This window comes from Crinalium epipsammum PCC 9333 (assembly GCF_000317495.1).
Taxonomy (GTDB): domain Bacteria; phylum Cyanobacteriota; class Cyanobacteriia; order Cyanobacteriales; family PCC-9333; genus Crinalium; species Crinalium epipsammum.
Window position 1 is genome coordinate 5,098,674 of the sequence record NC_019753.1, and the last position, 14,489, is coordinate 5,113,162.

The window sequence follows — 14,489 nt, forward strand, 5'->3', positions numbered from 1 at the left end:
AAAAAAAGCCCTAGAGTTTGACTCTAGAGCTAAACCAGGGTGCATCTACCATTCCCTTATTCCCTTGAATGGTGATGCTATCCGGACTGATCCCAGCTATCCGCAGAAATTTTTATAACTTCACAAAAGTAATTATGGAAAAAAACAGCGAATTTATTCCCCCTACTTCCCAACGTACTTTGGAACCTGCGGTTTATATAGTGGGTGCGGGTCCAGGTGATCCCGATTTATTAACTGTGAAGGCGCAAAAACTATTAGCCCAGGCAGATGTGATTGTGTTTGCCGATTCTTTAGTGCCTGTGCAAATTTTGGATGGTGTACGTGCTGATGCTGAGATTATGCGGACTGGTAATAAGACTTTAGAGGAAATTTTACCAGTAATGATAGAAATGGTGCGATCGCACAAATCTGTCGTTCGTCTCCACTCTGGCGATCCTAGTCTCTATGGTGCTGTATTTGAGCAAATGCAACTGCTTACAGAGGCAGATATTCCCTTTGAGGTCATACCAGGAATTAGTGCTTTTCAAGCGGCGGCGGCTAAACTCAAGGTGGAATTAACTGTGCCTGGGTTGGTGCAAACAATTATTCTTACCCGCATTAGTGGACGCGCATCATCAGTACCAGCAACAGAAGAGTTAGCTTCATTGGCAGCGCATCAAGCAAGTTTATGTCTTTATTTAGCAGCGCGTCATGTAGAAGAAGCTCAAGCTCAATTAATGCAACATTATCCCGCAGATACGCCTGTTGCAATTTGTTTTAGGTTAGGTTGGCAAGATGAACAAGTTTGGGTAGTACCATTGCAGGAAATGGCAGAGGTGACGAACAGGGAAAATTTGATTAGAACAACCTTATATGTAATTAGTCCAGCTTTAGGAAAAATAGAAAAAGTGCGATCGCGTTTATACCATCCTGAACATACCCACCTATTCCGCCCAAAAGCGGCTACACATTAATTTGCTCAATTTGTCATACTCCCTTCCCACTCAAAGAATACCTATTTTATAAACCGCCAAGACGCAAAGAACGCCAAGGAAGAAGAATATAATCGGTAATCTTTTAATGGGAAGGGAGTAGTTGGCAGAATGCTTTAATTGCTTCCCAAGTTTCTGCCATGACATTACTTAAAGCATGATCGCTGTCAAATTCAATCAGTGTTACCCAAGGACGGTGGAGAGCAAAGTTTCTGCTGGCTTGAATTGGAATAACTTCATCATGCAATCCATGCACAATTAAAGTGGGAATGGATTTTTGCAGTAATTGTTCAGAATATTTACTCGCATCCAAGAGGAAATTATGATGTAGAGGAAGCGATCGCTTTTCGCCATAATGATAAACAGATAAGTACTGTTCCTTCTGCCAACGCTGTAATTCTGCTTCTCCCAGTTTGGTTAACCAATGAGACAAAAAGTTAAATGCTGGGGCTAAAAGTACTAATTTTTGTACTTGTGGGTAATTTTCTCCTAACCAAGCTGCTGTTAATCCACCCAAACTAGAACCAATCAAAGTTACTGAAGTGTTATCTGGTTGTATTTCTGCTTTTACTTGTTCTATTTGGCGAGTAATTGTGATATCGGAAAAACCGCCTTGGTTGAAGTCAGGGATTTTTAGGGGAATGTTTAGCGCAGAAAAGCGATCGCATAAATATTGTGCCTTGCTAGAATTAGGACTAGAAGCAAATCCGTGTAAATAAATATAATTAGTTCTGGTCACAATAGCTAAATTTTGTTACTGAGTGAATAAGCACTACAAATATTTAATATATCGACATTAACATCAACATAGTCAAGACAATAAATAGCTCCACATTAAAAAAGATAAAACCGAAAATCTCCCCCTCCCCTTATTAAGGGGAGGGGGCTGGGGGGTGGGGTAATACGTTTAATTAGGTTGACTTACTGATCAACGCTGTTGTTGTGTGCTGTTTCCCAGTCGGTTCCACGACATTTTTCCACGTTGCTGCTGCATTAATTCAGCAAACTTGCTACGTTGCTCAGGAGTTAACACTTTACGCATTGCCAACAGATTATCAAACTGTAATTGAGCTATCTCCTGCTCCAATCTTAGTACTGGGGTGAATTGATCGCGGATAGTGCTGTCATTAGCAGTACCTACCATCGAAACTGTTAATTTGCTTTTGGCTTCACGCAAATCTTTTTGCTTTTGAGAAATCTGACCTTGATACTGCTGGCGAATACCTGATAACTGCTTGATTTGCTCAGTACTAAGGTTAAGCTGTTGCATCAATGCACCCCAACCACGATTCATCTGTCGGGGCGCTCGTTGGTTTGTTGTACCTGGTTGGGGTGATGATTGAGGATTAGGCTGTGCGATCGCTACAGCACTACCAAGAGATACCATTAACAAAGATACAACTGAAATACGACGTAGCAGCATTAAAATTACCTATTGTAGTGAGTATGAATCTAATTATTTAGACGTGCTATTAGAGAGAATTTAAATCTAAGATAAAAGTTCCCCTACTCACCAATTTTTACCTTAATACTGAAATTAAATATTGCGTCAAGGTAAAAGCATCTACACCTAATTCTGTGCGTTCCTGTGCTGCTAATATTCCTGAAGTAGCGTGCCACCAAGCTGCACTTGCAACTATATTCTCTATAGGCATTTTTCTTGTAGATGCGGCGGCGACAAGTCCACCCATTAAACCAGTTAATACATCCCCACTACCGCCACGTGCTAAAGCTGGCGTACTTTCTGGAATAATCCAAATAGAACCGCTATGATCTGCGATCGCAGTTCTTGCTCCTTTTAATAATACGATCGCACCATGTTGAGATACTTTACGCACTGCATTTACTCTATCTTTATTGGGATCTGGTGCATCAGGAAATAAACGTTTAAACTCACCCGCATGAGGTGTTAATATTGTTGGCGCTTGTCGTTGAGATAACGTGGGAATAGTTCCAAGCTGTGCCAATATATTTAAACCATCTGCATCTAATATTAGGGGAATAGTGCTGTTTAAAGCTGATTGAACAACAGAGGAAGCATCTTTTGTTAAACCAGGGCCACACGCGATCGCGCTATAATCACTTAATTCTATTGTTTCTGGTAAATAAGCAATTGCACCCGTTTCTTCTGGACAACCAATAATTAAAGCCTCTGGCAATTGTGCAGTTAATATATCTTTTAAAGATTCTGGTACAGCCATTGAGAGCATCCCTACACCGCTTGCTCTTGCTCCCAATCCTGTTAAAATTGCTCCACCAGCATACTTATGAGAACCACAAATTAATAATAAATGCCCTTGCTTATATTTATGTGTTACTGGTGGACGTTTTAAAGGTAAATGTGAAAGTGCAAATTCTGGTGTAATACGTCTAATATTAGGTTGATCACCGAGTACAGCTTTAATATCTGTTAGTGGTAAATCAAAATCAATTAATTCTGCTTCACCGATATACTCTAAAGCTTGGTCTTGTAAAAAAGCTAATTTCCACAAACCTAAACAAAATGTGCGAGTTGCACGGATAGCAATTCCCAAAGCTTCCCCTGTATCAGTGTGCAACCCAGAAGGTAAATCAATACTAATAATAGTTTTAGACCATTGATTTAATTGGTTAATTGCAGTAGCAACTGGATCGGTAATAATTCTTTCTAACCCAAAGCCAAACAAACCATCAATAATTAAGTCACAATCTTTTAATGCTGAAATATCATCAAAACAAGGTATCCCTAAATTTTTAGCATACTGAAAATGTTGAGATGTTAATTCCTTAAGCTTAGAAAAAGGGCGGTAAATCAGAACATCATAACCGTGAAAATGTAATTCACGGGCAACAACCAACGCATCACCACCATTATGCCCTGAGCCAGCTATAATTCCGACGCGCAAGCTATGATTTGGGTGGTAAACCTGAATTCTACGAACAATTAAACCTGCTACCTTTTCCATTAAAGCTGCCACAGGCATTCCAGCAACAAATACACGCCCTTCAATGTGGCGCATTTGCTCGGCTGTAACTACAAATCCTGCAATTTCCTCTCGCCTATTTTGAGCCATATTTAAAATTCTTACCTATTCTATGGTTTTTGTAGTGGTCATTGTTAATTGTTAATTGTTAATTGTTCAAAAGTGTTAGCCTAGAGAAGCAGCAGTAGTTTAATAGGAATTTTTCCGTCTGTTCTTCAAGTATATGAACAAAGTCGTCGTCGGTCTCTCTGGTGGAGTTGACAGTTCCGTTGCCGCCGCCATCCTACATAATCAAGGATATGAAGTTGTTGGTGTTACCCTTTGGCTAATGAAGGGTAAAGGGCAATGCTGTTCTGAGGGAATGGTCGATGCAGCTTATATTTGTGAACAGTTAGCCATTCCTCATCATATTGTTGATAGTCGGGATTTGTTCCAAACGAATATTGTTGATTACTTAGTTACGGGTTATGAAGCTGGAATTACCCCGTTACCCTGTTCTCAATGCAATAAAGCAGTGAAGTTTGGTCCAATGGTGCATTATTCTCAGAAAGAACTGGGAATAGATAAAATTGCTACAGGTCATTATGCGCGAATTACTTATGATGCAGATAGCGATCGCTCTCAATTACGACGTGCTGTAGATTTATCTAAAGATCAGTCTTACTTTTTGTATGACTTGACCCAAGATTTACTAGCAGCAACAATATTTCCCTTGGGAGAACAAACAAAGACAGAAACTCGGCGTATTGCTGCGGAATTTAACTTAAAAACTGCTGAAAAACCGGAAAGTCAAGATTTATGCTTGATTGAAAAGCATGGTTCAATGAAAGGGTTTTTAGATCAATACATTACCCCGCAAGATGGCGATATTGTTGACCAAAACGGCAAAATTTTGGGTAAGCATACAGGGATACATCACTATACAATTGGACAGCGCAAGGGGCTAGGAATTGCTGCTGCTGAACCTTTGTATGTAGTTGGGTTAGATGCAGTAAGGAATAGAGTTATTGTAGGCGATCGCACTAGCTCACATCAAACTGAATGCACAGTGCAAAGAGTAAATTGGGTTTCTATCCCAGAACCTACTAACCCTATCCGCGCCGAAGTACAATTGCGCTATCGCTCACAACCTGTAGCAGTTAGTGTAATTCCCCTAGAAAACTCCCGCGTCAAGTTGGTATTTGATGAGCCACAGTTTTGCATTACACCTGGACAAGCTGCTGTTTGGTATAACGGCGATATTTTGTTGGGCGGTGGTATTTTAGAAAAGCAAAATTAACGAGCAAAACCACCCTTCAATAAAGCTGTGATCACCAGATTGATTACTTGAGATTACAATGCGGTTTTTTTATCGCAGATGTGAGCAGATGGACGCAGATTACGCAGATGTTAACTAATGTTGATCGCTGTCCTAAGATTCCGATCCGTTGCTATAAAATCCGCAACGGATCGGATAATTAATATCAAACAGTCACCATATTAGGCTGATGGATTGTAAATTTCATGTTCTTTATAGTTAAAAATTATCTGGGTGGAACGAGCATTAAAAAGCAGCCACCATTCAATAAAGCTGTAATCACTGCACCAATAATTATCCCTTTCATTAATCCCCATCGTTGTTCACGTTTTAGCCAAATAATCGCAGGAATAACATATAGAAGTTGATATAAGCAACTACCAAAAAGAAATGCTGGTGGTGTACTCTCTATGGGATAATTATTGATTGTGTAAAATAAAAGAAGAATGAATACTAGCAAATTAATTCCTAGTACCCCTAAAATCCCTAGTACAACTCCTAAAAATTCGTTTCTTCGTGTCATTTATTGATACCTGTAACTGAGCTAAATTAATTAGATTAAAGCAGACGGTTAGAAAATAAGTGATAGCCCGCACTTGCCTCGCTGTATAACATATTATGTAAGATTTAGTACTTTTTATAATTAAAAATTATCTGGGTAGGATGAACATTACAAAGCAGGGACCGCTCAACAAAGCTGTGGTAACTGCACCAATAATCACCCCTTTCATTAATCCCCATCGTTGTTGCCGTTTTAGGAAAATAATTGCCGGAACAACATAGAGAAGTTGATATAAGCAAATACCAAAAAGAACTGCTAGTGAAACGGTAGAATTATAGTTTGTGTAATTTAGAAGAAGAAAGAATACTAGAAAATTCATTCCTAGTACCCCTAAAATTCCTAACGCAATTCCTTCACTTTCGTTTCTTCGTGCCATTTATTTATCCTGCAACTGAGCTAAATTAATTAAATTAGGGCAGACGATTAGAAACTAAGTGATACCCAGCACTTCCCTCGCGGTAGAACATATTAAAGGTATCAAAAGGAATAATCCGACCATCAGGGTGGACAATGTGAATGCAGGAACGTTTCACAGAACGAACATCAAAGTTATAGGGGTCGAGAAACTGGACAATCATTACCCGAAAGATATTTTCGTAAGTAATACCTGACGGTACAGGTAGCATCGGTAAGCAACAGAGTAACTGTTTTAAAGAAACTGCCGAGGATGCGGGGGAATGGCTGGTTGAAAATAAATCGAAAACTTTCTGCTTGAGTTCTTCATTTTGCTCATAAAGAACGCTGTTAGGCATCAACTGTACAAAGGCATCCGGGTTAATTAAACCTGTTAATGGTATAACTTTGCCATTCACTTTGAGGGCATAAGCCATTGCTAAACAATCAGGATGGCAGGGGACTGGAATGAGATCTTCTGGTTTGAAATGAGGACTCTGCTGTAGAATTGAACGTCGGACTTCGGTAAGGGTGTAGCGATCGCGCTTTTCTTCAAATCCCTCCAAACGCCCTGCTGCTTGGATAGGTTGAAATGTCACACCGCGCACACATTTCTGCTGTAATGCGTACTCGATAATTTTACCGATTTCGTGGTCATTCAGCCCTTTTTTGAGGGTGACAACAAGGGTAGTGGAGATATTGAACTCGTTGAGGTGTGCGATCGCTTGTGATCGAATCGATCGCAAATCCGCCCCTCGCAACTCCTGAAGTGCCGTTGCTTCAAAGCTATCAAATTGCAGATAGACTTCAATTCCTGGCATATATTGACTGAGGCGATCGCAGAAATTTCGCTCTTTAGCAATCTTGACACCATTCGTATTAATCATCAAATGACGAATTGGCTTGCTTTTAGCAATATCCAGAATTTGAAAGAATTCTGGATGAATTGTTGGTTCACCGCCACTGATTTGCACAATTTGCGGTTCCCCCTCATTCGCCACCACCGCATCTAACATCATCTCTATTTGCTCTAAGCTGCGGTTAAGGCGAGGTTGATGGGAATTTCGAGAAATATCTTCACTCCCCGAATCCGCATAGCAAATCGGGCAGGAGAGGTTACACCGATCCGTTACTTCTATTAAAGTGAGGCAACTATGCTGTTCATGATCCGGGCAAAGTCCGCAGTCATAGGGACAACCATATTTGATCGGAGTATTAAATTTGAGTGGCATATCACCTGGCTTGATAAATTCCAGGCTTTGTTTGTAATATTCAATATCATCTGCAATCAATACTTCTTCATGCCCGTGAGTTGGGCAGTGCTTAACTAAGTAAACGCAATCATCCCGAAAGATAATTTTGGCTTCCACCTTAACTAGGCATTTAGAGCAAACGCTGTTAGTTAAGGCATAAAATAGATACTGTCGGGTTCGCATTTTAATTTTAAATTAAAGTGATTTAGGATACATTTTTAGCGGTTCGAGTAAACTTAAACAAATTAGTAATACTACGACGATAATATAAAATTCCGATTATGCAAGCAATCTGAATAGCACTTATCCCCACAATAGGGCGAAATTCTGGCTTAATGAAATCAACTATAAAGCGAAATCCTAAATAAGCAACCATATAGAATTTAAATAAATCACCTTCTTGCCGAGCATAGCGACTACGGATGCGTAGAAATATCATTAACGATAGTAAAAATATAATTTCATATAATTGCGTGGGATGTCGGTAAATTCCATCACCAAAATTTACGCCCCAAGGTAAGGTAGTCGCTACACCATAAGTTTTATCACTTAAACCTGTCAGAAAACAGCCAATCCTTCCCACTGCTGTCCCCACTATCAAGGGATAGACAAAAGCATCGCCAGTTGAACGGTGAACGCCAATTAATTTTTTAGTTACTTCTACACCAATTAGCCCACCCAGCAATGCACCAACTACCGTTTTTCCCTGAAGTAGAAGGATAAGAAATTGCTGCCAATTCTGCCAAGCTAAATTTATATGCTGTAGCATAACCAAAGCTTTTGCGCCAATTAAAGCACCCACCATGCCACCGACTATTACCGAACTTCTCTGAGTGGAGGCAATTGTATCTTTTTTTGAATTTAGTAATACTAAGCGAAATGCGATCGCATAAGCTAACGACTCAAATAAAAGATGTGGGTGTATCCGCACAGAACCTACCCACAAATAAACTGGAAAATTCATTAGTTTAGGCTTAATTCATTACTTTATTAAAGCATCCATAATTCTAAAGTAGATTAGCAGAGAAAGTTAGGGTATGTGCGATCGCCTTTTTTATTTCAACTAGCAAATACTATATCCAATGGCTTTTCTGGAATAATATACATTAAATCTGCTTCATTTGGTTTAGCTTCTGAGGGAGCTAATTTTGACCATTCTTGAAAGCTAATTCCTAGTTGATTGATTGCTTGAACTTCCCCTTGATATGCTTCAAAGCGGCGATAGGTTTCAATTATAAATTCTATTTCTTCCAAGACTTGAGGTAAACGTTTGTAAGCCTCTTGCTTCAAATGCTCTGGATTGGGACCAAACATACCCCAGGGAACCTCAACGCGATCTAAAATTGCTGACGGTAACGAATCTACCCATTTATTTGGATCTTGCAAAAAGTTAACTAAATTTTCACGTTGAAGTTCAAAAACAGCATTCTCATCTAAAGCTGGATTAATCCATTGTAAAATCTGTGTCAGTCTACGCAAATCAATCTGATCTTTAAATTGAGGATGTAAATAGACTGCGGGATTGGAAGTTAAGAGAAGTTCAACATATTTCTGAATACGGGGACGAAGTTCAGTTGCTCTTGTTTGCAAGCGAGTAAGTACTAATTCTGGTGCTTCTATCTCCAGATAACAACGTGCTTCAGCAACATAAGCTAACACTAACGTTTGTAAATACTTACCTGCAATTTTGCTACCTTGTTCGAGTTCTTTGTCTACATAATCAGTATAGATATAACTAGCATCTTTCAATTTAGTAATAGCATTAATTGTTATCCCTTTTCGAGCTTGGGAATCTTTTATATGTATGGCATCATTAGCTAAATCTAATGCAGATCGAAAATTAGCATAGTAACCAAGGTCAATCTTGCGGTTAATTTTACTTAAAAATTCTTCTATTGATTGTAGGCGCTGCTCTATATTGTTGAGACGCTGATTAACTATAGCGAAACCCATCATCGTTATACCCAAATTGAGTACACTGGCAGATGCACCAATCCGCAGAAGCTTTGAAGCTGGGGAAATATTAGGTGTTGTTTCACGTACACAGGCGACTACTTTGCTTGTTTTCCTGTCACGAATAAAGCCACCAATTCGCTCTAAATTACCATTACTAAGCCCTACAGAAATCTCCTCAGAAGCTCCATAGGTGGCGCTAACAGTTTGCATAACCTTCCTTGCTCCAATTTCTGCTACAGTTGCTGCTACTGTTGCAGCACGATTTACTTGCTCGCTCTCATGTTTACCAGTTTTGCACCACGTAGCAAAGTGTTCGCAGTTGTTGAAAAATAGATTGTAATTATTTTCATTTAAACGGCTTTCTGCCCTCAAAATTACAATATCTGAGAACTCAAAAGTTTCATACTGTTTTACAAAGATTTGCTTACCAGATGTAAATTCAGCCATCGAGGTGCGGGTAATCACACCTCTTAAATTTTCACCTATGTAGTGGATAGCAGTACCATCGCCACAGTCAATACCATGATGAGTGTAAGTACCGCAGTTTACATAGATGTGATCTCCTTGTGCCATAATGAGTCTTCTTTTGCTTAACGTCAGAAAGTGCGATCGCTCTTTTCGTGAAAGAACTTTCCTGAGTATTCCCAGGCTATTTTTAAACGTTAACAACTCAGGGGCAATATTTTTTTATACGTTTAATAATAATTTCCCTGATCAAAGATTTGATCCAACTACTCAAAAGTCTTCTTACATCCCGACATATCTATTGCTGAAATACCACCAGAGATTGATAATATAAATATTCGTAAATAAAATTTACAATTTCCTACCTCGCAGCCAAATATCCCTATGAGTCATCGTCCAGACGGCATAGCGCCACACGGCGGTCAGCTAATCAATCGCATTGCAACACCCGAAAAACTCCAACTATTTTTAGACAAAGCCGAGTATCTACCGAGAGTCCAACTCGATGAAAGGGCTAATTCTGATTTAGTGATGATTGCGATCGGGGGTTTTAGTCCACTCACAGGCTTTATGGAAGAAGCGGACTATAAATCAGTAGTTGCTAATATGCGTCTTGCCAATGGCTTGCCTTGGTCTATTCCCATTACCTTGTCAGTGACAGAGGAAGTGGCAGAACCATTGCAAGAAGGTAGCTTAGTACGCCTGGATGATGCCAAAGGTCGCTTTATTGGTGTTTTAGAATTAACCCAAAAGTATCACTACGACAAAAAATGGGAAGCAATTAATGTTTACCGCACCGATGAAGAAAAACACCCTGGGGTAAAAGTTGTCTATGAACAAGGATCAATTAATTTAGCTGGGGCAGTTTGGCTACTGGAACGCGACCCCCACCCCCAGTTTCCTACCTATCAAATTGACCCTGTTAAGTCTCGTCAACAATTTATAGACAAGGGTTGGAAAACAATTGTCGCCTTCCAAACCCGTAACCCCATCCACAGAGCGCATGAATATATCCAAAAGTGCGCGATGGAAACTGTGGATGGTTTATTTCTGCATCCCTTAGTTGGCGCAACTAAAGAAGATGATATTGCTGCTGATGTGCGGATGCGCTGCTATGAAATTATCCTAGAACACTATTACCCGAAAGACAGGGTAATTTTGGCAATTAACCCAGCAGCAATGCGTTATGCGGGGCCGCGTGAAGCTATTTTCCATGCCTTGATTCGCAAAAACTATGGTTGCACTCACTTTATCGTCGGTCGCGATCATGCTGGTGTTGGTGACTACTATGGCACTTACGATGCACAGTACATCTTTGATGAATTTGAGCCTGGTGAGTTAGGAATTGTGCCAATGAAGTTTGAACACGCCTTCTACTGCAAGCGCACTCAACAAATGGCAACAACGAAAACTAGCCCTAGCACCCCAGAAGAACGAGTTCATTTATCAGGGACAAAGGTACGAGAGATGTTGCGTCGAGGTGAATTGCCCCCGCCAGAGTTTTCTCGCCCAGAAGTAGCTAAAGAGTTGGCAATAGCTATGAATATTGATGTTTACGAAATTTAAGCTTTGAGTGATAACCCTTAAACAATGTAGAGACGCGAAATTTCGCGTCTCTACATTCATTTTTGAGAGGTATATTAATGTCAATCAAGCATGAGCAAATCACAATAAGCAATTTACACAGTGGTAATATCCTTCTCTTTTTCTGCTAAAACTTGATCGATTCTAGCAATGTATTTGTCAGTTACTTTCTGAATTTTATCGAGCAAGTCTTTAGCTTCATCTTCAGGAAGCTCGTGGTTTTTTTCTTGTTTCCGCACAGAGTCAACTGCATCTCTGCGGATGTTCCGAATAGCGACACGACCTTCTTCAGCATATTTGCCAGCAAATTTGACAAATTCTTTACGCCGCTCGGTAGTCAGGGGTGGAATATTCAACCGAATAGTAGAACCGTCGTTGTTGGGGGTTAAGCCAACATCTGATAGGGAAATAGCTCTTTCAATTACACTGACGCTACCTCTATCAAAGGGTTGAATTGTAATAGTACTGGCATCAGGTGTACTAATATTTGCTAACGACTTCAAAGGAGTCTGAGTACCGTAGTATTCAACCGTTACACGGTCAAGTAGGCTGGCATTAGCCCGACCTGTGCGAATTGTATTAAAAGACCGTTGAGTAGCTTCAACAGTCTTTTGCATATTGCTTTCTACATCAGCTAACTTCACAATTACCTCCGACAATAGTTCCCACAGATTCTCCCATAACGGCTCGACGGACATTACCGCTAACCCCAAGGTCAAATACAATAATTGGGATGTTGTTATCTTTACAAAGTGCGATCGCAGTACTATCCATTACCCGTAAATCATGGGTAAGGACATGACTATAAGTTAAGGTTTCGTAGCGACGGGCGTTAGGATTCGTCTTAGGATCTGAATCATAAATCCCATCAACTTTAGTTGCCTTAAAAATAACATTGGCATCAATTTCTGCGGCTCGCAAGGCAGCAGTTGTATCAGTGGTGAAGAAAGGATTTCCCGAACCTGCACCAAAAACTACCACCCGCCCTTTTTCTAAGTGACGAATAGCACGACGGCGGATATATGGTTCTGCCACTTCCTGCATAGCTATTGCTGTTTGCACTCGTGTTGGTATGCCAAGTTGTTCCAGCGCGTCCTGCAAAGTAATTGCATTCATAACTGTGGCAATCATACCCACATAGTCAGCAGTTGCTCTATCCATCCCACCAGCCGCAGCTTTTACGCCACGAAAAATATTACCACCGCCAACCACAATTGCGACTTGGATGCCACTGTTAACGACATCGGCGACTTCCTGAGCTATTTCTTGAACGATACTTGGATCAATACCATAGCCCAGGTTCCCCATCAAAGCTTCACCACTCAGTTTTAGTAAAACCCGTTGGTAAGTTATCCCCATGCTGCGATGATTTTCTCAACTGAAATTTCCTCAACTTACGATAGCAGTAGAGGGGATGAATATGTCAGGACTTATACATTTTAAGTAGCTGGGTGGAAATAAACGTAACATTCAGGCTGGTCATTTTCCCCATTTGATTGAGGAACCCATTGCTGGCGTTGAGGCTATTGTTACAGATTCCCCTTGGAGTACATTCGCGATCGCATCTCGTAAATAATGCTTTTCGACGGAGGCTGGATCTTCAGGGCGATCGTCGATTGCACCACGATAGCAGAGAATACCTTGCTTATTTAACAAAAATACCTCTGGGGTTTTCTCTGCTCCAAACGTTTGAGCAACATCCTGATTAGTATCCCGTAAGTAAGGAAAATTTAGCTGCATTTGCTCTGCAACCGTTTTCATATTCTCCAAGCTGTCGTCAGGATACTGATTAGCATTGATTCCAATCAAAGTAAAGCCTTGGTCTTGAAAATCAACTTGAATTTGTCTTAAGCGTTCTAAATACTGTCGTACAGATGGGCAGTGATTACACATAAATATCACTCCCACAGCAAGATATTCTTTTAAGTATTGAGCTAAGTGATGAACTTGGAGATCAATTCCTGGCAATTCAAAATCTGGGGCATACTTCATAACAGCTTTTCGACATTAAGGTTTGCAGCTAATATGTTGTTTTTTACACTTTGGTTAAGGGTTGAGCGTTAACTGTCAACAGCCAGAGCGAAAAATACAAATTGTAGACACGATAGTTTAGTAATTAAAAACATCTCTCTTAATCATGACACCATCTTTTAGCGCATCCACCAACAACGGCACGACTACTCAAACTTGGATTTGGAAAGGATATCCAATTTGTTACCAAGTTCAAGGCGATACTGGGCAAGCAGTTGTCCTAATACATGGGTTTGGGGCATCATTGGGACATTGGCGCAAAAATATCCCTGTACTTGCTGAAAACTGTCGCTGCTATGCAATTGATTTAATCGGATTTGGTGGTTCAGCTAAACCTACCCCTGGTATTGAAATTAATTACACCTTTGAAACTTGGGCTGAGCAAATAGCGGATTTTTGCGAAGAAGTTGTTGGTGGTGCAGCTTTTTTGGTTGGTAATTCTATTGGCTGTATTGTAGCTATGCAAGCCGCAGTTGATCATCCAGATATCGCCTTGGGGGTAGCGATGCTTAACTGTTCTCTACGGCTTCTGCATGACCGCAAACGTGCATCTTTACCTTGGTATCGCCGCTATAGTGCGCCCCTCTTACAACAAGTATTCACAGTTAAGTGGGTTGGACAGTTATTTTTTAACCAACTTGCTAAACCAAAAGTAGTGCGGAAAATTTTGTTACAGGCATACAAACATCCTGATGCTGTAACAGAAGAACTAATTGATTTAATTATGGCACCTGCTGCTGATATTGGTGCTGTGGAAGTATTTTTAGCTTTTACCCGCTATTCCCAAGGACCATTAGCGGAAGATTTATTACCTGCATTACGCTGTCCAGCAATTATGTTATGGGGAACAGAAGACCCTTGGGAACCGATCGCGCTAGGGAAAGAGTTGGCTAAATTTCCGCAAGTTCAAAAGTTCATCCCCATAGAAGGTGTAGGTCATTGTCCCCAGGACGAAGCGCCTGAGTTGGTTAACCCGCTTTTACAAGATTGGATCAAATCACTTAGTTGTTAAAA

15 protein-coding genes are annotated in these 14,489 nt (G+C 40.4%); 4 read left to right on the top strand and 11 right to left on the bottom strand.

All coding sequences use genetic code 11. From position 1 onward, the window contains the following. The first annotated feature begins 134 nt into the window (after positions 1-134). Positions 135-953: a precorrin-4 C(11)-methyltransferase gene (gene cobM, locus CRI9333_RS22145; RefSeq protein WP_015205390.1), complete on the top strand. Its 819-nt coding sequence runs from the start codon at positions 135-137 to the stop codon at positions 951-953. Between the two features lie 103 nt (positions 954-1,056). On the opposite strand, the gene CRI9333_RS22150 is transcribed toward cobM, so the two are convergent. The 3 genes from CRI9333_RS22150 to CRI9333_RS22160 all read right to left on the bottom strand — a co-directional run bounded on the left by CRI9333_RS22150 (position 1,057) and on the right by CRI9333_RS22160 (position 4,024). Beyond that, positions 1,057-1,710 (bottom strand): YqiA/YcfP family alpha/beta fold hydrolase, encoded by a 654-nt coding sequence (locus CRI9333_RS22150; RefSeq protein WP_015205391.1) that lies wholly within the window; start codon positions 1,708-1,710, stop codon positions 1,057-1,059. Positions 1,711-1,899: 189 nt separating this feature from the next. After that, on the bottom strand, positions 1,900-2,394 hold the full coding sequence (locus CRI9333_RS22155) for a Spy/CpxP family protein refolding chaperone (RefSeq protein WP_015205392.1): 495 nt from the start codon (positions 2,392-2,394) through the stop codon (positions 1,900-1,902). Between the two features lie 97 nt (positions 2,395-2,491). After that, positions 2,492-4,024, bottom strand: a complete 1,533-nt coding sequence (locus tag CRI9333_RS22160; protein ID WP_015205393.1) for a bifunctional ADP-dependent NAD(P)H-hydrate dehydratase/NAD(P)H-hydrate epimerase — start codon at positions 4,022-4,024, stop codon at positions 2,492-2,494. Positions 4,025-4,157: 133 nt separating this feature from the next. Between CRI9333_RS22160 and mnmA the strand changes: the two genes are divergently transcribed. Further along, positions 4,158-5,213 carry a tRNA 2-thiouridine(34) synthase MnmA gene (mnmA, locus tag CRI9333_RS22165; protein WP_015205394.1) on the top strand — a complete coding sequence of 352 codons (1,056 nt, stop codon included), beginning with the start codon at positions 4,158-4,160 and terminating at the stop codon, positions 5,211-5,213. 244 nt (positions 5,214-5,457) lie between these two features. Here mnmA and CRI9333_RS22170 read toward each other — a convergent pair whose 3' ends face one another. The 5 genes from CRI9333_RS22170 to CRI9333_RS22190 all read right to left on the bottom strand — a co-directional run bounded on the left by CRI9333_RS22170 (position 5,458) and on the right by CRI9333_RS22190 (position 9,968). Next, the gene (locus CRI9333_RS22170) at positions 5,458-5,754 is read right to left on the bottom strand and encodes a hypothetical protein (RefSeq protein ID WP_015205395.1); all 297 of its coding nucleotides are present in this window, start codon (positions 5,752-5,754) and stop codon (positions 5,458-5,460) included. A 127-nt stretch (positions 5,755-5,881) separates the two neighbouring features. Then, on the bottom strand, positions 5,882-6,169 hold the full coding sequence (locus CRI9333_RS22175; protein ID WP_015205396.1) for a hypothetical protein: 288 nt from the start codon (positions 6,167-6,169) through the stop codon (positions 5,882-5,884). Positions 6,170-6,203: 34 nt separating this feature from the next. After that, positions 6,204-7,622: a radical SAM protein gene (locus CRI9333_RS22180; protein ID WP_015205397.1), complete on the bottom strand. Its 1,419-nt coding sequence runs from the start codon at positions 7,620-7,622 to the stop codon at positions 6,204-6,206. 22 nt (positions 7,623-7,644) lie between these two features. Next, entirely contained in the window at positions 7,645-8,403 is a 759-nt protein-coding gene (locus CRI9333_RS22185; RefSeq protein ID WP_015205398.1) for a prolipoprotein diacylglyceryl transferase, read from the bottom strand. Positions 8,404-8,498: 95 nt separating this feature from the next. After that, complete coding sequence (locus CRI9333_RS22190) at positions 8,499-9,968, bottom strand: lecithin retinol acyltransferase family protein (protein ID WP_015205399.1); 1,470 nt, start codon at positions 9,966-9,968, stop codon at positions 8,499-8,501. 276 nt (positions 9,969-10,244) lie between these two features. On the opposite strand from CRI9333_RS22190, the gene sat reads away from it, so the two are divergent. Then, the gene (gene sat / locus CRI9333_RS22195; protein ID WP_015205400.1) at positions 10,245-11,426 is read left to right on the top strand and encodes a sulfate adenylyltransferase; all 1,182 of its coding nucleotides are present in this window, start codon (positions 10,245-10,247) and stop codon (positions 11,424-11,426) included. A gap of 113 nt (positions 11,427-11,539) precedes the next feature. Here the strand turns inward: sat and frr are convergent, their stop codons facing one another. From frr to CRI9333_RS22210, 3 genes are all read right to left on the bottom strand, one after another. Further along, positions 11,540-12,088, bottom strand: a complete 549-nt coding sequence (gene frr, locus CRI9333_RS22200; RefSeq protein WP_015205401.1) for a ribosome recycling factor — start codon at positions 12,086-12,088, stop codon at positions 11,540-11,542. Next, entirely contained in the window at positions 12,075-12,803 is a 729-nt protein-coding gene (gene pyrH / locus CRI9333_RS22205) for a UMP kinase (protein WP_015205402.1), read from the bottom strand. Before pyrH ends, frr begins: the two co-directional genes overlap by 14 nt. A 120-nt stretch (positions 12,804-12,923) precedes the next feature. Beyond that, entirely contained in the window at positions 12,924-13,436 is a 513-nt protein-coding gene (locus CRI9333_RS22210; RefSeq protein ID WP_015205403.1) for a thioredoxin family protein, read from the bottom strand. A 145-nt stretch (positions 13,437-13,581) separates the two neighbouring features. Here CRI9333_RS22210 and CRI9333_RS22215 point away from each other — a divergent pair, with 145 nt between their 5' ends. Then, the gene (locus CRI9333_RS22215; RefSeq protein ID WP_015205404.1) at positions 13,582-14,487 is read left to right on the top strand and encodes an alpha/beta fold hydrolase; all 906 of its coding nucleotides are present in this window, start codon (positions 13,582-13,584) and stop codon (positions 14,485-14,487) included. Positions 14,488-14,489 lie beyond the last annotated feature (2 nt).

Excerpts from the sequence above, each read along its gene's own strand:
- CRI9333_RS22175 (WP_015205396.1), bottom strand. The coding sequence starts at position 6,169 with ATGGCACGAAGAAACGAAAGTGAAGGAATTGCGTTAGGAATTTTAGGG.
- CRI9333_RS22155 (WP_015205392.1), bottom strand. The coding sequence starts at position 2,394 with ATGCTGCTACGTCGTATTTCAGTTGTATCTTTGTTAATGGTATCTCTT.
- sat (WP_015205400.1), top strand. The coding sequence starts at position 10,245 with ATGAGTCATCGTCCAGACGGCATAGCGCCACACGGCGGTCAGCTAATC.
- CRI9333_RS22215 (WP_015205404.1), top strand. The coding sequence starts at position 13,582 with ATGACACCATCTTTTAGCGCATCCACCAACAACGGCACGACTACTCAA.
- CRI9333_RS22185 (WP_015205398.1), bottom strand. The coding sequence starts at position 8,403 with ATGAATTTTCCAGTTTATTTGTGGGTAGGTTCTGTGCGGATACACCCA.
- CRI9333_RS22210 (WP_015205403.1), bottom strand. The coding sequence starts at position 13,436 with ATGAAGTATGCCCCAGATTTTGAATTGCCAGGAATTGATCTCCAAGTT.
- CRI9333_RS22170 (WP_015205395.1), bottom strand. The coding sequence starts at position 5,754 with ATGACACGAAGAAACGAATTTTTAGGAGTTGTACTAGGGATTTTAGGG.
- CRI9333_RS22160 (WP_015205393.1), bottom strand. The coding sequence starts at position 4,024 with ATGGCTCAAAATAGGCGAGAGGAAATTGCAGGATTTGTAGTTACAGCC.
- mnmA (WP_015205394.1), top strand. The coding sequence starts at position 4,158 with ATGAACAAAGTCGTCGTCGGTCTCTCTGGTGGAGTTGACAGTTCCGTT.
- cobM (WP_015205390.1), top strand. The coding sequence starts at position 135 with ATGGAAAAAAACAGCGAATTTATTCCCCCTACTTCCCAACGTACTTTG.
- CRI9333_RS22190 (WP_015205399.1), bottom strand. The coding sequence starts at position 9,968 with ATGGCACAAGGAGATCACATCTATGTAAACTGCGGTACTTACACTCAT.
- pyrH (WP_015205402.1), bottom strand. The coding sequence starts at position 12,803 with ATGGGGATAACTTACCAACGGGTTTTACTAAAACTGAGTGGTGAAGCT.
- CRI9333_RS22180 (WP_015205397.1), bottom strand. The coding sequence starts at position 7,622 with ATGCGAACCCGACAGTATCTATTTTATGCCTTAACTAACAGCGTTTGC.